The following is a 19,375-nucleotide window of genomic DNA, read 5'->3' as shown; positions in this document are numbered from 1 at the left end:
CGATGAAAAAAGAATTATTGATATTTGGTGCAGACGGAAATCTTGGCAATGGTGTTACGGAAATATTATCCAAAAAAGATTTCGAAAAGATTTATTTATTTGGACAAAATCCAAATAGCATCAGTATTCTAAATGATAAAACAGAATTTATTCATACCGTTGATTTGTCAATCGAAGAAAATGTTATTAATATTTTTTCCAAGATCCAACCAGCAAAAGATAAACTTTTTTTTCTGTTCAGCACAATTGGTGGTTATGATGGCGGAAAAAATCTTTGGGAGATTGAGCAAAAGGATTGGGAGTTTATTTTTAAACTGAATGTGAACATTTCTTTTTTGATTGCAAAACATTTTTCATTGTTAGTTAAAAAATCTGCTGGCGGTTCAATTTGTTTTACAACTGCTTTAACAAGCCTTCAACCGGAAGGGAATAAATCTTCTTACGGTGCTTCCAAAGCTGCATTAAATTACCTGGTGCAAACTCTTGCTGTGGAAGGCAAAGAGATTAGTCTTTCAGCAAATGCAATTGCTCCGTTCATTTTGGATACAAAAGAAAACAGGCAATGGGTTACAGATCAAACTTCGCTTATTAAATTAAATGAAATTGGAGAATTAGTTTCTAACATTTTTGAAAACTTTAGGATTGTTTCTGGTAACATTATACGGTTGCCTTACAATCTAAATATATAAGTTCGATATTTAATTCTATTTGATTTATTTTTACTTAGAAAATTTTAGGCAGTAACTCAAAAATATTCAAGGATAGTTATGACATTAAAAGAAAAAATTAACGAGGACTTAAAAACTGCAATGAAATCCGGAGAAAAGCTTCGACTTGAAACAGTGCGTTCTATCCGCGCATTAATATTGGAATTTGAAAAAAGCGGTGTTGGAAGAGAAATTAATCCTGATGATGAAATTAAAATGCTTACATCTGCAGTTAAAAAACGAAAAGATGCAATTGAACAGTATAGAAATGCCAACAGAAATGATTTGGCTGATAAAGAAGAAGCGGAAATGAAAATTCTTCTGGATTACCTTCCTAAACAATTAACTGAAGAAGAAGTAATAGTTATAATTAAAAAGATTGCTGAAGAAAGCGATTCAAAAGCAAAAGAAGATTTTGGTAAACTTATGCCGCTTGCAATGAAAGAATTGAAAGGTAAAGCCGATGGTAAACTTGTTAAATCAATTGTTGAAAAATTATTGAGCGGTAATTGAATTACATCGATTATATTATTATTGCTTTTTTAGTTATTGGATTCATACTAGGATTTAAAGATGGAATGGTTCGGAAATTAATTGGGCTTAGCGGAATACTAATAGGGATTTTTCTTGCAGTAAAATTTTCTGAACCTGTTGGCAAATTACTATCACCATTTTTCAACAATGAACCTTACCTTGCCGGCATTATTGGAGCATTTGTTATTTTTATCATTACAATTATTGCAGCTTCAGTTATAAAAAGATTAGTACATCCTCACGACAAAGTGAACCAATTAGTTAACCAGATTTCAGGCGGAATAATTGGAACAGTTCAGATTGTATTTTTCCTAAGCGTACTGCTTTTGTTACTTGGTGTATTTACTTTTCCAAAAACAAAAACTGCAGAAGCTTCTTGGCTGTATAAACCGGTTTATAATGTTGTTCCAAGTACAATTGGATTTCTAATTGGTGGAAAAGATTTTGTAAAAGAATTTATCGAAAGCAAAGACATAGATACTTCTGCTAATAATAAGCAAAAAAACAAATCATCTGACAAACAGAAAAACAATCAACCTGTTAAACAAATCGAAAAGAAAAAGAAATAAGGTCTAAATGATTTCAGAAGCTGTATTGGAAAAATTAGAATTTCCTAAAATCCTCCAGCAAATTTCCAAATATTCTTCTACTGAACCAGGTAAAAAAATCCTATTAGGATTGAAACCATTTGAGAGTTTATACCTCGCTATTCAGGAAGGAGATTATGTAACAGAAGCAAAAGAAATTTTAATTAAAAATGATTTCCCTCCGATAAATTATATTCCGGAACTTGCCGATTCATTATCACTAAGTGCAATTGATGGAAGTGTTCTGGATAGTAAAGCTATTTTAGAAATTCTAAAATTAGCTGAAACCTCGCGCTATTTATTTCTATTCTTAAAATCAAATGCTGAAGGAAAAAGTATAAGTAAAGATTTTCTGAATGATCTTTTTGTAGATAAAGTTTTAGAACATCATATAACAAAAGTTATAAATGAAAACGGTGAAGTTAAAGAAAATGCCAGTAGTAAGTTAAAAGAAATTCGTGAAGAAGTTAGAAGAAAATCCGAGACTCTTCAAAAGGTAATAAATAGAATTTTGAAATCTTTAAGTGATGCTTATCTTGTCCGAGAAGAATATGTAACACAACGGGATGGAAGAATTGTAGTACCGGTAAAAGCTGAACATAAACGTCATGTTAAAGGATTTATTCATTCAGAATCTGCAACCGGACAAACCGTTTATATTGAACCGGAAGAAACTCTTGAACTAAACAATGATATACTTTCTCTCTACTTTGCAGAGAAACGTGAGATTGAAAGAATCCTGCGCGAGCTTACGAAAAAGATTGGTGAGTATGTTCTACCGTTAAAGAAATCTTTAAGCGCCATCGCAGATCTTGATAGTATTTTTGCCAGAGCAAAATACTCAATTGAAATAATTGGATCTTTCCCATCAATCGATAATTCAAAACCAATTAAAATAATGGAAGCCAGGCATCCGTTACTTATTAAAAAAATTGGAAGAAGCAACGCTGTTCCATTGGACTTATCGATAGAAAATGGAACAAATATTATTCTAATTACCGGACCTAATGCCGGTGGAAAGACTGTTGTACTCAAGACAGTTGGATTGTTGTCCATAATGGTTTTATCAGGAATTCATATACCAGCACAGGCGGATTCCAATCTACATTTTTTAGAAAATATTCTAATGGATATTGGCGATCAGCAATCAATTGAAGATGACTTGAGTACATTTAGCTCACATCTTTCCAACATCCGAAAAATTATTTATGAAGCTGTAGAAAATTCGATTATACTTCTCGATGAAATTGGGACCGGAACTGATCCTGCTGAAGGATCTGCATTGGCAATTGCAATCCTCTTAACTTTGCAGAACAAAAAATCAAAAGTACTTGCAACAACTCATCACGGAAGTTTGAAATTAATGGCAGAAGAGCTTGAAGGTTTTCAAAATGCCTCAATGGAATTTGATTCAGATAATCTAATTCCAACATACAAATTCAGGCAAGGAGTTCCAGGTTCATCTTACGCATTTGAAGTTGCTGAAAGAATCGGTTTCACTAAAGATTTTCTTTCTTTGGCAAAAAACTACCTTGATTCCGATAAAATGAAAGTAGAAGAATTTTTAGTTGAACTTGAAACACGTTCCAGAAATCTACAGACAAAATTAAATGAATATGAAGTAGAAAATAGCAGGTTAAAAGGATTAACAAATCTTTACAAACAAAATTTGGAAAAACTGGAAACGCAAAAGAAAGATATATTGATTGATACGAAAACTAAAGCTGAATCGTTTATTAAAGATGTGAATAAGAAAGTTGAAAATGCTATCAAACAGATCAGAGAATCGCAAGCAAATAGAGAAGTTATTAAAGATGTACGAAAACAAATATCTGATTTGAAAAAAGATGTAGAAAAAGTTGCTGAAGTTAAAATTCAGAATGTAGCTAAAATGGAATTTGCGATTGGTAGTTTTGCCAAATTAAGAACTTCTGAACTTAGCGGTAAAATTATAGAAATTGATTTTGAAAAGAATAAAGCTGTATTGGTTACCGGTACCGTTAAACTTCAGGTTAAACTTGATGAAATAATTCCGATAAGTGGTAAAGAAGCTAAATCCCAAGAGAGGTTTCAGAGCAGTTTCCATCAAACAGAAGCAGAGGTTAGAATTGATATAAGAGGACAAAAACCTGAAGAAGCTGAATTTGAAGTGATTAAATTTTTAGATAACGCTTATACATCTGGATTGAACCGGGTTGAAATTTTACATGGTAAAGGAACTGGTGTACTGAAAAAAATGACGAAGGATATTCTGTCAGAACATCCTGGTGTGAGTAAATTTTATTTTGCAAACATAGAATATGGCGGTGATGGAATTACAATCGTTGAATTGAAGTAATTAAATTATGTTTTTTTAGTTGGATTTTTATTAAATAAAATCCAATAAGCAAATTGCAAATTCCTAATAATTTGAACATTCAAAATTCCTGCTTCATTTGAATATTGTTAATTGATTTTTATTAGTAATTTGCGTTCTGTTAATTAAATATTTCTATTCTTATTTGAATCTATATCTTATTTTAAAAGAGGGCAATAGTTTTGATAAAGAAAATCCTTATCGCTAACCGCGGTGAGATTGCAGTTAGAATAATTAAAGCTTGCCGCGAGCTTGGGATAATTTCTGCTGCAGTTTATTCAGAAGCTGATAAAAATTCACTTCACGTAAGACTTGCAGATGAAGCTTATCATATTGGTCCATCGCCATCATCCGAGTCATACCTGAATTTTTCTCAAATCATTTCAACAGCAAAAAAAATTAATGCATCCGCAATTCACCCAGGATATGGTTTTCTATCAGAAAATTATGAATTCATTAAAGCAGTTGAGGAATCAGGAATTATTTTTATCGGTCCCGATTCTAATTCAGTAAGATTAATGGGCGATAAAACTTCAGCAAGGAAGTTAATGTCTTCGCATATGGTTCCAATTGTGCCTGGAACTACAAGTCCAATTATATCTTTAGCAGACGGGAAGCGTGAAGGGGAAAGAATTGGTTACCCGATTTTGCTTAAAGCATCTGCTGGTGGTGGTGGTAAAGGAATGAAAAAAGTTACTTCAGAAAAGGAATTTGAATCAGCATTTACCAGCGCACAACGAGAAGCCTTAAAAGCATTTGGTAGTTCGGATATTTATATAGAAAAGTACATAGATAATCCCAAGCATATCGAAGTTCAAATTATTGCTGATAAACATGGGAATTATGCACATCTTTTTGAAAGAGATTGTTCCATTCAGCGAAGGCATCAAAAAGTAATTGAAGAAGCACCATCTACTTTTGTGGATAAGGAACTAAGGAAAAAATTAACTGATGCTGCAATTAATGCAGCAAAAGCATGTAATTATTATAACGCTGGCACAATTGAATTTCTTGTTGATAAAAATAAAAATTTCTATTTCCTGGAAATGAATACACGCCTTCAGGTTGAGCATCCCGTTACAGAAGCAATAACAGGAATCGATTTGGTAAAAGAACAGATCAATATTGCAGATGGACAAAAACTTTCTTTCAAACAAAAAGATTTGAAAATTAATGGGTACGCCGTTGAATGCCGTGTTTATGCCGAAGATGTTGATAATAATTTTGTACCATCAACTGGACATATTAGACTGCACCGGCGACCTGATGGAATTGGAATTAGAGTAGATACAGGAATAGATCCGTTCTCTAACATTTCGGTTTATTATGATCCGCTTCTTACAAAATTAATTGCGTGGGGAAGAACAAGATTAGAAGCTATTGAAAGAACGAAGCGCGCTTTGGGTGAATATAAAATTGCGGGAATTTTAACTAACATTGCCGCATTAAGATGGGTACTAAAACAGCCGTCATTTATAGATGGTAGTTATAATATAAATTTTGTTGAGGATTATTGGATACCGCTATTACCAGATAAATGGAAAGGAGAAAGCGCACAGGAATATGAAGATGTTGCTGCAATTCTTAGTGCTTTGCTAAAACAAAAAATGACAGAAGTAAATCCTTCATCAATTGACTGTGCTAAAAATAATAAATGGATCCAGCAGAATTATGAATGAATTTGTTGCTACAGTAAATGGAAATAAAAAATACATTACAGTTATAGATAACCAAATAATTCTTTTTAAGGAAACTGAAATTGAATACTCACTTTCCAAAATAAGTGAGTTTTCCTACCTGCTGAAAATTGGCAACAGGGTTTACGATTTAACTACTAACATTATTAACAACGAAAAAATCGGTGTACTTATAGATGGACATTATTTTGAAACAACAATCAGAACGTCCCTTCAAGAGAAAGCTAATGAATTAACGATTCTTACAAACCAGAAGAATCATCATGATTCGATCAAGGCTCCTATGCCCGGACTTATAATTAAAATAAAAAAAGTTGTTGGAGAAAAAATAGAGATTGGTGAATCTGTTATAATTTTAGAAGCGATGAAAATGGAAAATGATTTAAGAGCGCCATCATCTGGAATAATTAAAGAAATATTTGTAAAAGAAGGTAATTCAATTGAAAAAGGAAGTATTCTTCTTTCGATTGAATAAAAATATTGACTTTATTTCCTACAATTCATATTATCACTTGCCAAATTAATAAATAGTTTTCAAAATTCAATAAGGAGGTCCCGTGCGAAAGAATCTACTTACTATGTTTTTTATAATAGGGTTTTCCGCAATCCAGGTTTTTGGCAGCGGATTTCAAATAAACGAAAACGGTGCACGAGCAATGGGTATGTCCGGGGCATTCGTTGGATTAGCAAATGATCCATCAGCAGTTTATTTTAACCCAGCGGGTATAACGCAATTAGCTGGGGCTCGTTTTAGTTTTGGAGCAACCTATATTCGTCCAAACACTGCGTTTACCGGTCCAACTCCCGCCACTACAGAATCTAAGTTGAAACCTCGATATTTCACACCAGCTAATTTTTATTTTACTTATGATTTAGGAAATGATTTCTGGCTGGGATTTGGATTTCAGAATCCTTACGGGAATGGAATCGAATGGGAAGATGATTGGGTCGGTCGATATAAAACTACAAAAATGGAATTAAAAACTTATAATTTTTCTCCTACATTTGCTTATAAGATTTCAGAAAAATTATCAATCGCTGCTGGAGTAACAGTATCTTTTGCCGATGTTATTATAGCAAGAAAAGTTAAATACATCCCAACTGGTAACCCAGCAAATCCTCTTCTTGTTCTTCCAGACGATGCTAATATTGAAATGACCGGTGACAATACAGCCATTGGTTATTCTGCAGGATTGCTATATAAACCAACAAAGGAACTGTCAGTTGGATTGTCTTTCCACAGTAATGTTAAATATGATTTTAAGGGAGATGCAGTTGTTACTCTTGGTCTCAAAACTCCTGCTGCAATGGCAAAATATATTCCTTTTGGAAAGATTTCAGCTCCCTTTAAAACTCCTTATGTTTTTACCGCAGGGCTTGCATATCATGCAAATGATGAGTTGGTAATTACTGGAGATTTTCAGTATACCGGATGGAAAAGTTATGACAAGTTAGAAGTAACATTTGCAGATTATAAACCGGATGGAAAGAATCCTTATATTTCTACTTCAGTTAGAGATTATCAGAATTCATTTATTGCAAGATTAGGTGCAGAATATATTCTTAGTGATCAATTTACAATAAGAGGTGGAGGACTTTATGATAAAAATCCTATTAAGGATGAACGATTAGATGCAACTCTGCCAGATGCTGACAGATTTGGTGTAAACGTTGGTTTGGGAGTAAAATTAGCAAAGAATGTTACTGTTGATATTGCTTATCTGTTTATAATGTTCAAGGAAAGAACAATTAATACTTCAACGGATATCGTTCCTTTAAGTGTAACTAATTTACAGCAACCATGGAATGGAAAGTATAAATCCAGTGCTCATTTATTCGGATTGAATTTTAATTATAATATGTAATTAACCCAATTTATATTTACGGAGAAGGAATTATTCTTTCTCCGTTTTTATTTTCCATTAAACTCCAATTATTTTTGGAATTTATATGACTATCTCTCCCATTCTTTATAATCTTATCGTAATGATCTTTTCTGTAGTTTATGTTTTTTCTGTTGTTGCAATCATGGATCATTTTGTTAAGAAAGGATTTCCACAGGATATTTCGCGAAAGTTAGTACACATTGCTGCTGGTTCCTGGATTATCTTCTGGGCATTTTATGATAACTCACATTGGTCCAAATATTTCAATATCGCTCCGGCGCTTATTTGGTCAATACTTCTTTTACAAAAAGGATTTTTTGCTAAACCAGAAGATGAAGCTGTTAAAACTATGACCAGAGCCGGAGATAGAAGAGAATTACTTAAAGGACCTTTGTATTTTACTTTGGTAATGAACCTGATGGGGACGTTATTCTACAATACGACTTTATCAGTTACTGCTATGTCTTACTTAGGCTGGGGTGATGGTATAGCTCCGATATTTGGGAAAAAATTTGGGAAACATAAATTTAAATTCCTTTCCGAAAAAAGCATTGAAGGTAGTTTTGCATTTTTAATATTTGGATTTTTATCATCACTTTTATTCAATTACATTTTATTTGGAAATATTAGACTTACTGAAAATATTATAGTGGGAATTGCTGCAACAATTGCAGAAGCTTTTAGTCCAAAAGATTCAGACAACTTAGTTGTTCCGGCAATTATTGCTATTCTTTACCTATTCGTCTTAAACTGATCTGGGTGAAGTTTTAGAAATATTAATTGTTTACAAGTTAATTTTTTCTACTTATATTAAAACAGAATTAATTCAATATATATTAACATTATAGGGGCAAATGTAAAATGGCTTTTTCACTTAACAAGATTCTTCTTATTGGTAATTTAGGCAATGATGCAGAAACCAGGTTTACTACATCTAATGTTTCTATTACTACGTTTTCTTTAGCTACAACTAATAGTTACAAAGGCAAAGATGGAAATTGGGTAAATGAAACTACTTGGCACAATGTAGTTTCTTTTAATCTTTCTGATTACTTCAAAGAAGCTCTTAAAAAAGGTAAAAAATTCTATGTCGAAGGGCGACTTACTAAAAGAGATTATACCGACAAGGAAGGTATTAAACGTTATATGACTGAAGTTGTTTCTGAAAAAATAATTCCGCTTGATGCCCGCGGTGGTGAAGAAAGTGAATATACCAAGGATACAAGTACGGCAGAAACTACAAATGCAGGTGAAGTATCTGTTGACGAAAATGATGACCTTCCATTCTAGTGTTTTTCTAGTTTTTAATTTATAATGGATTAATAACTATAATTCATAAAAATTAAAATGATTTCTTGATCTTGCTCTTAATCTTGAATTCAATCTTAATAATCTTCTTTAATAAAAAGAGGATTTAGTTTATGTGGTTGATAAAGTTAAAGAGCAAGTTCAAGAAGAGTTTAACAACTGCAGATAAAACATTATACTTTATTTTAATATCGTATCCAATAAACTGTTCCTGCAAAATCAATTTATTTATACAACCAATTCAGCATATCATTTAGCACTTCAGGTTAAATTTGGAGAAGATAACAAGGAAAGTTAAGTTTGTAATTGAAACAAGCAATTGAACTAATCCAATTTTATCTTGGTAAGAGTTATAATATTATTAATAAAAATCATAAATTTGATACAATAGAAATAGTAAATAAGTACATTATAAAATTGATAGAAATAATTTCTAATATTAAATGAAATGAAAAAAGGATGTTTTATTATTCTTCTGGTTGTACTTACTGTTATAATTTCTGTAATCATTTATATCTTTAAAAATCATAAGAATGACGTAATTGGTATCTTTAAACCTGTTATAATAAGTTCGGTTGAAAGTGAATTATCAAAAAAAATAGATAGCGTTAAGAATTCAATTTACAAAGATTCTCTAAAATCCATTATCGCTGATTATATGATTCTAATAAAAAAAAGAAAAGATTTCAGCATGGATAAAGCCGGGAATTATTTTGACCAGGTTAAATTTGCTTTAATGGATGGAAAAATCGATTCGATTGAAATTAAAAATCTAAAAACATTAATGAAGGAAGATTTTAATACCAATGAAAGACCAAAGAAAAACAGAAATTAAAGTCGGGATAACTGTACTGCTCGGTTTAATTGCCTTGATTTATATTTTTGGTTGGGCAAAAAACTATAAGGTTTACGCAAATCAAAAATATATTGATGTAGAATTTGAAACTGCTTCCGGACTGGAGAGCGGCGATCCGGTAATGGTTAATGGTGTAAGATCAGGTTTTGTTGATGATATTTTGGTTAAAGGTAATAATGTAATTGTTAAAGTTGTTGTTAATCCGGATGTTCAACTAAAGGAAGATGCTGTTTTTTCAATATCAATGCTTGATTTAATGGGTGGTAAAAAAATAGAAGTTAAACCTGGCTTGTCATCTAAAACAATTGATTACACCATCATCCAAAAGGGAAAGTTTGAAGGCGATATTTCAACTGTTATGGCAATGGTGGGTGGAGTTCAAAATGATCTTGTGAAAATAATTAAAGATTTACAAGTTACTTTATCTTCGGTAAATAATATTATAAGTGATAAGGAATTTAACTCTCAGATTCGATCTTCAATTTCAAATCTTGCTCAGATAAGTTCTAAACTTAACGTGATGATAGAAGAGAATAGAACAAATTTAAAAACTATTACCAATAACACTGCAGAATTGACGAAAGAGGCTACTGCTTTTCTTAATGAAAATAAGGACCAAGTAAAAGCTGCAATAGATGACGTTCGCATAGTTATTAAAAGTACAAATGAATTAGTCGCAAAGATTAATAACCTTACTGATGAAACATTAAATAAAAAAAATAATGTGGGTAAATTATTGTACGATGATCAATTGATTACCGATCTGAAAACTTCATTGGAGCAAGTAAAAGAACTTACAAAAATCATCCTTGAACAATTAAAAGGCAAAGGATTAAATGTTGATGCAAATGTTGATCTCTTCTAAAAAAATAGTTTTTACTTTATTCCTTTTCCTACTGTTACTCAACTTTTCTAATGCGGCTTCGCCGGATCCTGCGCGTGGTAAAAAAGGAATGGTTGTTTCTGCAAGTGAACTTGCTTCTCAGGTTGGAACCTTAATGCTAAAACGCGGAGGTAATGCAATTGATGCATCAGTTGCAGTTGGATTTGCTTTAGCTGTTACATATCCTTCGGCAGGTAACCTTGGTGGAGGAGGATTTATGGTGCTTCATCTTGCAAATGGAAAAGATGTCGCTATCGATTTCCGCGAAACTGCACCAGCAAAAGCTTTTAAAGAAATGTATCTTGATTCAAACGGCAATTATTCGCCAGAACTTAGTTTGGAAGGAACAACCTCTGTTGGTGTTCCTGGAAGTGTTGCAGGTTTATTATATGTTCTTGAAAAATATGGTACGATGAAATTAGAAGAAGTTATTCAACCAGCAATTAATTTAGCAATAGATGGTTATCCACTTAACTTTAGGTTAACCGAATCATTAAATAGTGAGTTAAAAGATTGGAGAAAATATAAATCATCAGAAAAAGTTTTTACAAAGCAAGGAGATCCATTTTCTGAAGGAGATATTTTTAAGCAGCCTGATTTAGCTAAAACTCTAACTTTAATTAAGGAAAAGGGAAGAGATGGTTTTTACAAAGGGGAAATTGCTCAATTATTTATCAAACAAATCCAGTCAATGAAAGGATATATCACTTCTGAAGATTTAGAAAATTATAAAGTAATTGAAAAAGAACCAGTTAAAGGAACATACCGCGGATATGAAATTATTTCAATGCCTCCATCTTCTTCTGGTGGAATTGCAATCATTCAAGCATTAAATATTTTAGAAAATTATAATTTCAGTAAAGCTGATTGGAACAGTAGTCAATACATTCATAAATTAGTTGAAACATTAAAATTTGTGTACGCAGATCGTTCAAAACATCTTGGGGATGAGGATTTTTACAAAGTGCCAAAAAACTGGTTGACTTCTAAAAAGTATGCCCACAATCTCTTTGATAAAATTAAAGATAAAGCTGTTCCATCAAAAGAAATTTATCCTGGCGTGCCTTTTCAAAATGAAAGTAAAGAAACAACCCATTATAGTGTAGCAGATAGTTATGGAAATGTTGTTAGTACTACTACAACTATTAACTCAGCGTATGGATCAAAGATAGTAGTAGATGGAGCAGGATTCCTTTTAAACAACGAAATGGATGACTTTAGTTCGAAGCCCGGGGTTCCAAATCAATTTGGATTAATTGGAAGCGAAGCAAATTCAATTCAACCTGGTAAAAGAATGCTCAGTTCAATGTCTCCAACAATTGTTCTTAAAGATGGTAAACCTGTTTTGGTTATCGGTTCTCCTGGCGGTTCCACAATAATTACAGTTGTCTTACAAGTAATCTTGAACTACATCGATTTTGGAATGAATATTCAGGAGGCAATCGATGCACCAAGAATTCATCATCAGTGGTTGCCTGATGAAATTATTTATGAAGATTATGGTTTATCTCAAGATGTAATTGAAAATTTGAAAATACTGGGACATATTTTCGGAAAGCAAACCCATCTGGGTCTTGCAGAAGGAATACAAATCGATAATAATAATAATATCATCTATGGAGCCAGTGATCCGCGTGGTTATGGTAAAGCAGTAGGTTTTTAATGATTTTTGGGATAGGCATTGACATAATTGAGATTGATCGGATTAAGGAAAGCATAGATAAATTTGGCGACAGATTTCTAAATAAAGTTTTCACTCAAACTGAACTTGACTATTCACTTTTAAAACCAAATAAATACCAGCACCTTGCTGCTCGATTTGCTGCAAAAGAAGCTGTTGCAAAAGCATTATCTTTTAATGGCGATAAAGGATTTCACTGGAAAGATATTGAGATTTATAATGAGCCAAATGGGATGCCATCTGTTGTTTTGTTTAATTCATTGAAGAAAATTTTAAGTGATAATAAGGAACTTAAAATTACAATGAGTCATTCGCAGAATTATGTTACTTGCTTTGCAATAGTTCACCAAAAAAAGTAGAACTTATACCTATTTATCAGCCAATGCCTTTTACATAGAATCTTCCTCTATAATTGCCTATATTGTAACAGGTTTGATGAAAAGAAAGGTTTTTATGCCTAAAGGGCGGGTAGTTGTTGCTATGAGTGGAGGGGTTGATTCTTCAGTTGCAGCGGTCATTCTTCACAAAGAAGGTTATGAAGTAGTTGGTATAACAATGAAGACATGGGGATTCATGGAAGTTGGTGGAGCACCTAAGCACGAATCCGGTTGCTGCTCACTTGATGCTATTTTTGATGCTAAGAATGTTGCCACAATGTTTGGATTTCCTCATTACACGGTTGATTTTACCAGAGCATTTGAGGATGAAGTAATTGATAATTTCGTGTCAGAATACCTTAATGGAAGAACACCCAATCCTTGCGTTATTTGTAATAGAAAAATAAAATGGGAAGAATTATTAAAAAAAGCTGACGCACTTGATGCAGAGTTTGTAGCAACAGGTCATTATGCTAAAGTTGAATTTAACACAGAAACAGGCAGGTATTGCCTAAAAAACTCTGCTGATGATAGGAAAGATCAAACTTATGCTCTTTGGGGTTTATCACAGGAAAGTTTGAAAAGAACAATTTTTCCATTAGCAAAATTGAATAAAACTGAAGTGCGTAAATTGGCAGAAGAATTTGGACTGAAGACAGCTAACAAACCCGATAGCCAGGAAATTTGTTTTGTAGCAGATGATAATTATGAAAGATTTCTTAAAGAAAGAATTCCTGAGGTAATTGAAAATCTTCCCATAGGTGATTTTCTTTATAATGGAGAAAAAATTGGCGAGCATAAAGGAATACCATTTTACACAGTAGGACAAAGAAGAGGTTTAGGTATAGCAAAAGGAAAACCAGTTTATGTTACAAAAATAGATCATAAATCTAATACCATAGAAATTGGTGACAAAAACGATTTGCTTACTTATGAATTAATTGCTGATGATATAAATTATGTAAGCAAAGATTATTTTAAACCTGGGGAAAAAGTATTTTGTAAAATTAGATATTCCGATAAAGGAACAATGGCAGAATTGATTTCTGCGGATGAAAAAACATTTAAAATATTATTTAATGAAGCTAAAAGTGCAATTACTCCCGGACAATCAGCCGTATTATATGATGAACGGGGATACGTTTTGGCTGGTGGTATTATCAATCAGGTTTAAATGATTAAAAGATTTGACATATATAGTCTTGTTGGTTTAGGCGGAGTGATTCTATTATTTTTGCTTGTATTATTTAAAATAATTCCTCCGGAAGCTAACATTTATATAATAATATTTGTAATTCTTTCGTTAATTTTAAGAGTAGTTTTAAGAGTTGTCATATTCATTCAAAATAAAAATGATAAATAGGAGGTAGTCTTCGAACCTTATAAACATTTAAACGGTAAATTAAATGCAAAGGTTTTGATTTTAAACAGAAGTTATGAACCACTTACTGTTTGTAATGTTAAAAAAGCAATAGTATTAACTCTTCTTGAAAAAGCAGAAATTGTTGCAAGCAATAATGGTAAAATCATCCACAGTGCTTTCAATCAATTTCCATGGCCAAGCGTTATTAGGTTAAACAGATATATCCTGGTGCCCCATAAAAAAGTAATGATGACCAGGAAAAATATCTTAAAGAGAGATATGTACAAATGTGCCTATTGTGGAAGAAGTGATTTACCATTAACAGTTGATCATATTATTCCAAAAGCACGCGGTGGAGAAGAAACATGGGAAAATCTTGTTACTGCTTGCGTTGCCTGCAACAATAAAAAAGGGGATAGAACTTTAGAAGAAGCTGAGTTGAAGTTAAGGTTCCGTCCTTATAAACCACATTACATACTATTCATCAGTAATTCTGTAAGCAAGATTGATGAAAATTGGAAACCTTATTTATTCCAATAATAATTCGGGAATCCATAATAGAATTTTATCCGCCAAATATTAATAACAATTCATAGAGATATGCAGAAGAAAAGAATTTTAAGTGGAATGAGAGCAACAGGAAAATTGCATCTGGGTAATTATGTTGGTGCTCTTGAAAATTGGATTAAACTACAGGATGATTATGAAGGTTATCATTTAATTGCAGATTACCATAATCTTACAACTAACTTAGATACGTCTTTAATTTATCAGAATACGATTGAGATGGTGATTGATTGGCTTGCTTCCGGACTTGATCCGCAAAAAAGTCCTTTTTTCAGACAGTCTCAAATAAAAGAGCATACAGAACTTCATTTGATATTTTCAATGCTTATAACAACCGCCCGACTTGAACGAAATCCAACGTTGAAAGATCAACTAAGGGAATTGAATATTGACAACGTTGCCTACGGTCATCTTGGCTACCCGGTGCTTCAGGCTGCAGATATACTATTATACAAAGGAGAAGTTGTACCAGTTGGTGAAGATCAGGTACCGCACGTTGAAATAACAAGAGAGATTGCAAGAAAATTTAATTCGCAGTATGGATTTGTTTTTCCAGAACCCGAACCATTGCTAACAAAATTTGCTCGGCTTCCAGGATTGGATGGTCAGGCAAAGATGAGTAAATCACTTGACAATACAATTCTACTTTCAGATGAACCAGAAATTGTAAAAGCTAAGTTAAGAAAAGCAGTTACCGATCCTCTTAAAATAAGAAAAGGCGATCCTGGTAGACCCGAAATTTGTCTTGTATTTACATATCATAAAAAATTCAATCAACTAAGTGAAGTTAATGAAATTGAAAGCAACTGCCGATCTGGTGCTTTAGGATGTGTGGATTGCAAACTTAAATGTTCAGAAAGAATTAACCAGATATTGGCACCAATAATAGAAAAACGGAAATATTATGAAAGCCATCTTGATTCTGTAAAAGAAATTTTATTGGATGGTGAAATACGTGGTAGAAAAGTTGCACAGGAAACTATGAGTGAAGTTCGTGAAAAAATGAAGCTGGGTTAATCTTGTATAAAATAAAATTACTCAATTTTGAAGGTCCATTAGATTTACTTTTATTCTTTATAAAAAGAGATGAACTGAATATCTATGATATTCCTATCTCTACAATAACTGGAGAATTTGTTGAATATCTTAATCTAATAAAAATGATGGATCTTGAAGTTGCTGGTGATTTTATTTTAATGGCAACTACATTAATGCAAATTAAAGTAAGAATGCTTCTTCCCAAAGAGATTGATGAAAAAGGTGAAGAAATTGATCCAAGAGCAGATTTAGTTCGCGCGCTTCTTGAATATAAACGTTATAAGGAAATGTCCGAAGAGCTTTCATTCTTCGAAGCTAATCAACGAAGAGTAAGTTATCGTGGAAATTATTCAGCTGATAATAAAGTAGCATATCCTGAATATGAAACATTATTAAAGAACATTACTTTGTTCGATTTGATAAAAGCATTTAAGAATGCATTGTTGGACAAACCGAAGGAAATATTTCACGAAATAAAAAAACAGCCTATAACCATAGATGAGCAAATTGAATATATTTTGAGCATAGTAAAAGATAAAGGTGAATTGCATTTTTTAGAATTGGTAAAAGATATGCAGGAAAAAATCAGAATTATTGTTACATTTATTGCACTACTTGAGTTAATTAAAATGGGAAAAATTGGATTAAAAACGTCAAAGAGTTTTAATGATTTTGTAATTTATATCATGCTGCAAAATGGATAAAGTTTACTCCACAGTTATAGAAGCATTAATCTTTGCATCTGATGAGCCGATACCGGTACAGCTTATTTTTAATGCGATTAAGGAAATAGATGGTGAAGATATAAATTTATCAGTTGATGAAATTGATACATGTGTTGAAGAATTGAATACCAAATATTTATCAGACGACTTTTCATTTAATATTGTTAAAGTAGCAAATGGTTATATCTTTGCTACAAAGCCGGAATTTGGAAAATATGTCGGTTATCTTTCAACCGAAAAAAGTAAAAGAAGATTAAGCCAGGCAGCTTTAGAAACACTGGCTATAATTGCGTATAAACAACCGATTACAAAACCAGAAATTGAATCGATCCGTGGAGTAAACTCGGATTACATTATTAACACGTTATTGGAAAAAAATCTAATTACAATTACAGGTAGATCTGAAACTGTTGGAAGACCATTGCTTTACATTACTACCATTGAATTTTTAAAATACTTTGGATTGTATCAAATATCTGATCTTCCAAAACCGCGTGAGATTGAAGAAATAATGAAAGATGAAGATTTTATTGAGCAGAAACAAAAAATAATGATGAATGCACTAGAAGAAAACTTAGAAAAGGAAGGAGAAATAAGTACTGATGAAGACAATTCGATTAAATAAGTATCTTTCAGAATGTGGAGTTGATTCCAGACGTAAAGTTGAAGAATTAATTTTACACGGAAGAGTAGCTGTTAATGACGAAGTTATTACTGACTTTGTTGTTAAAGTGGATCCTGATAAAGATCATGTTACACTTGACGGAGAAAATATTAAACGACCAAGAAAAGTTTATTACTTGCTTCATAAGCCAAAAGCTTTTGTAACCACAACTTCAGATGAAAAAAATAGAAGAACTGTTATACAGTTAATAAAAACGGATCTGAAAATATTTCCCGTTGGCAGATTGGATTTTAACACAACTGGTGTTCTGTTTTTAACAAATGATGGCGATTTTACAAATTTACTTTTACACCCAAATAATAAAGTACCTCGTATTTATCTTGCAACTATTGATAAACCCTTGGTTGAAGAAGATAAACTAAAAATGTTAAAAGGAATTTATTTGGATGGTAAGAAGGGTAAATTTGAAGATATAAAAATCAATAACTTTAAAACTAAAAAATTGATTACTGTTAAAACGGTGGAAGGTAGAAATCATTTTGTAAAAAACATGTTTGAAGCATTAGGTTACATGGTAACAGCACTTTCAAGAATTAACTACGCTGGAATTGGAGTTGAAAAACTACCTGTTGGCGCTTATAGAGAATTAACAAGAGATGAGATTAATGGAATACTTCAAAAGTATGAAAATAATTAAACCTGCCATTTTTTTATTTCTTTTTTTTGCAGGCTCAGTTTATTCACAAACATTTCCTAATTACGGAAAGTTTAATCAATCACGAGTCCAGGAATTTTGGCAGCAAATTGATGATATTTTCAATGATCCAAACTTCAATTCGGCAAGTTGGGGAGTTGTTATAAAATCCCTTGAAACCGGTGAATATTTGTATAAACGAAATGAAGACAAATTATTTATGCCGGCTTCAAATCTAAAATTATTTACTACTTCTGCTGGATTGATGTTGCTTGGTAAATATTATCACTTTATAACAAATCTTTATATCAATGGAACTTTAGATGGTTCCATACTCCAGGGAGATTTAATTATTCAGGGTTTTGGCGATCCAACTATTGGCGGGCGATTTTCTGATGGTGATGTTTATAAGGTTTATAATCAATGGGCGGATTCACTTTTGTCTCTCGGTATAGATGAGATAAAAGGAAATTTGATTGGAGATGATAATACCTTTGATGATAATGGACTTGGTTCTGGTTGGGCTTGGGATTATGAAAGTTACTGGTATTCCGCACCAACCGGTGCTATTTCGTTTAATGACAACTGCGTTGATATAATTGTTAAACCAACAAAAAGCGGTTTGCCGGCAGAGATTACAATTGTGCCGGATACAAGATATGTTACCATCATAAATAAAGTTAATACAACCAATTTAAACACTAACTCTGATATTGATGTCTACCGCGAAAAAGGGACTAATATAATAACTGTATTTGGTAAGATTGCTGAGAATTCTGAAGAAAAGAAAACTTCGGCAACTGTAAATAATCCTACACAATACTCTATGGTTGTTTTAAAAGAAGTGCTTCAAAGGAAAGGAATTAAAGTAAGCGGGTACGCAGCAGATCTTGATGAAGAAATTACAAATCTTGATTATAACGGATTAGTAAAATTGTTTACTTATTATTCACCTTCGCTTGAAGAAATAATTAAGATTACAAATAAGAACAGCCGCAATTTTTACGCTGAACAAATACTTAAAGCAATTGGTTATGAAAAAAATGGTTATGGGTCGATAGAGAATGGAGTTAAAGAAATAAAAAAACTATCACGCGATTTTGGAATCAATCCGGAAAATTTTATAATGGTTGATGGTTCAGGTCTTTCCCGTTTGAATTTAGTTACTCCACGCCAAATTGTCGATCTGCTTTCTTTCATTTATAGGAATGAGATATTTCCTGTTTTTCTGGAATCATTACCAATAGCAGGCATTGATGGAACTCTTGCCAGAAGATTGAGAAAATCCAAAGCTGAAAATAATGTAAAAGCTAAAACCGGGTACATTGATGGTGTAAGATCTTTATCTGGATATGTAAATACTGCCGATAAAGAAGCTGTTACCTTTACAATGATTGTAAATAATTATATCGTTCCATCTGCCTTGGCAGATAATCTGCAAGATTTAGTTTGTTTGCGCCTGGCAAACTTCTCTCGAAAATAAAATGGAGG

21 protein-coding genes are annotated in these 19,375 nt (G+C 32.3%); all 21 read left to right on the top strand.

All coding sequences use genetic code 11. The features are described 5' to 3' along the window. Positions 1-2 precede the first annotated feature (2 nt). Positions 3-689, top strand: coding sequence for an SDR family NAD(P)-dependent oxidoreductase (locus NTX22_06935; protein ID MCX6150240.1), 687 nt, complete (start codon positions 3-5; stop codon positions 687-689). Positions 690-767: 78 nt separating this feature from the next. Continuing rightward, the gene (locus tag NTX22_06930) at positions 768-1,220 is read left to right on the top strand and encodes a GatB/YqeY domain-containing protein (GenBank protein MCX6150239.1); all 453 of its coding nucleotides are present in this window, start codon (positions 768-770) and stop codon (positions 1,218-1,220) included. Then, positions 1,217-1,810, top strand: coding sequence for a CvpA family protein (locus NTX22_06925; protein MCX6150238.1), 594 nt, complete (start codon positions 1,217-1,219; stop codon positions 1,808-1,810). The genes NTX22_06930 and NTX22_06925 overlap by 4 nt, the downstream gene beginning before the upstream one ends. Before the next feature lie 7 nt (positions 1,811-1,817). Continuing rightward, positions 1,818-4,166 carry an endonuclease MutS2 gene (locus NTX22_06920; GenBank protein ID MCX6150237.1) on the top strand — a complete coding sequence of 783 codons (2,349 nt, stop codon included), beginning with the start codon at positions 1,818-1,820 and terminating at the stop codon, positions 4,164-4,166. Between the two features lie 200 nt (positions 4,167-4,366). After that, positions 4,367-5,863, top strand: coding sequence for an acetyl-CoA carboxylase biotin carboxylase subunit (locus NTX22_06915; GenBank protein ID MCX6150236.1), 1,497 nt, complete (start codon positions 4,367-4,369; stop codon positions 5,861-5,863). Further along, positions 5,856-6,356 (top strand): acetyl-CoA carboxylase biotin carboxyl carrier protein subunit, encoded by a 501-nt coding sequence (locus NTX22_06910; protein MCX6150235.1) that lies wholly within the window; start codon positions 5,856-5,858, stop codon positions 6,354-6,356. Before NTX22_06915 ends, NTX22_06910 begins: the two co-directional genes overlap by 8 nt. Before the next feature lie 82 nt (positions 6,357-6,438). Then, on the top strand, positions 6,439-7,746 hold the full coding sequence (locus NTX22_06905; protein MCX6150234.1) for an outer membrane protein transport protein: 1,308 nt from the start codon (positions 6,439-6,441) through the stop codon (positions 7,744-7,746). Between the two features lie 85 nt (positions 7,747-7,831). Next, positions 7,832-8,521 (top strand): hypothetical protein, encoded by a 690-nt coding sequence (locus tag NTX22_06900; protein ID MCX6150233.1) that lies wholly within the window; start codon positions 7,832-7,834, stop codon positions 8,519-8,521. A 107-nt stretch (positions 8,522-8,628) separates the two neighbouring features. Beyond that, entirely contained in the window at positions 8,629-9,057 is a 429-nt protein-coding gene (gene ssb / locus NTX22_06895; protein MCX6150232.1) for a single-stranded DNA-binding protein, read from the top strand. Positions 9,058-9,523: 466 nt separating this feature from the next. After that, complete coding sequence (locus tag NTX22_06890; GenBank protein ID MCX6150231.1) at positions 9,524-9,910, top strand: hypothetical protein; 387 nt, start codon at positions 9,524-9,526, stop codon at positions 9,908-9,910. Continuing rightward, positions 9,882-10,796 (top strand): MlaD family protein, encoded by a 915-nt coding sequence (locus NTX22_06885; GenBank protein MCX6150230.1) that lies wholly within the window; start codon positions 9,882-9,884, stop codon positions 10,794-10,796. Before NTX22_06890 ends, NTX22_06885 begins: the two co-directional genes overlap by 29 nt. Continuing rightward, on the top strand, positions 10,774-12,477 hold the full coding sequence (gene ggt, locus NTX22_06880; protein MCX6150229.1) for a gamma-glutamyltransferase: 1,704 nt from the start codon (positions 10,774-10,776) through the stop codon (positions 12,475-12,477). Before NTX22_06885 ends, ggt begins: the two co-directional genes overlap by 23 nt. Beyond that, positions 12,477-12,854 carry a holo-ACP synthase gene (gene acpS, locus NTX22_06875; protein ID MCX6150228.1) on the top strand — a complete coding sequence of 126 codons (378 nt, stop codon included), beginning with the start codon at positions 12,477-12,479 and terminating at the stop codon, positions 12,852-12,854. The genes ggt and acpS overlap by 1 nt, the downstream gene beginning before the upstream one ends. 76 nt (positions 12,855-12,930) lie before the next feature. Beyond that, on the top strand, positions 12,931-14,046 hold the full coding sequence (gene mnmA / locus NTX22_06870; GenBank protein ID MCX6150227.1) for a tRNA 2-thiouridine(34) synthase MnmA: 1,116 nt from the start codon (positions 12,931-12,933) through the stop codon (positions 14,044-14,046). Then, positions 14,047-14,235, top strand: a complete 189-nt coding sequence (locus NTX22_06865; GenBank protein ID MCX6150226.1) for a hypothetical protein — start codon at positions 14,047-14,049, stop codon at positions 14,233-14,235. A 54-nt stretch (positions 14,236-14,289) separates the two neighbouring features. Continuing rightward, the gene (locus NTX22_06860) at positions 14,290-14,775 is read left to right on the top strand and encodes an HNH endonuclease (GenBank protein ID MCX6150225.1); all 486 of its coding nucleotides are present in this window, start codon (positions 14,290-14,292) and stop codon (positions 14,773-14,775) included. A 60-nt stretch (positions 14,776-14,835) separates the two neighbouring features. Further along, positions 14,836-15,819 carry a tryptophan--tRNA ligase gene (trpS, locus tag NTX22_06855; protein MCX6150224.1) on the top strand — a complete coding sequence of 328 codons (984 nt, stop codon included), beginning with the start codon at positions 14,836-14,838 and terminating at the stop codon, positions 15,817-15,819. Positions 15,820-15,821: 2 nt separating this feature from the next. After that, positions 15,822-16,544 (top strand): segregation/condensation protein A, encoded by a 723-nt coding sequence (locus NTX22_06850; protein MCX6150223.1) that lies wholly within the window; start codon positions 15,822-15,824, stop codon positions 16,542-16,544. Further along, positions 16,537-17,190 carry an SMC-Scp complex subunit ScpB gene (gene scpB / locus NTX22_06845; GenBank protein ID MCX6150222.1) on the top strand — a complete coding sequence of 218 codons (654 nt, stop codon included), beginning with the start codon at positions 16,537-16,539 and terminating at the stop codon, positions 17,188-17,190. Before NTX22_06850 ends, scpB begins: the two co-directional genes overlap by 8 nt. After that, positions 17,168-17,887: a pseudouridine synthase gene (locus NTX22_06840; protein ID MCX6150221.1), complete on the top strand. Its 720-nt coding sequence runs from the start codon at positions 17,168-17,170 to the stop codon at positions 17,885-17,887. Before scpB ends, NTX22_06840 begins: the two co-directional genes overlap by 23 nt. Beyond that, positions 17,874-19,367: a D-alanyl-D-alanine carboxypeptidase/D-alanyl-D-alanine-endopeptidase gene (dacB, locus tag NTX22_06835; GenBank protein ID MCX6150220.1), complete on the top strand. Its 1,494-nt coding sequence runs from the start codon at positions 17,874-17,876 to the stop codon at positions 19,365-19,367. Before NTX22_06840 ends, dacB begins: the two co-directional genes overlap by 14 nt. Positions 19,368-19,375 lie beyond the last annotated feature (8 nt).

The sequence above is a fragment of the Ignavibacteriales bacterium genome, assembly GCA_026390815.1.
GTDB lineage: Bacteria > Bacteroidota > Ignavibacteria > Ignavibacteriales > SURF-24 > JAPLFH01.
This window is presented reverse-complemented; position numbering and strand designations above follow the sequence as displayed.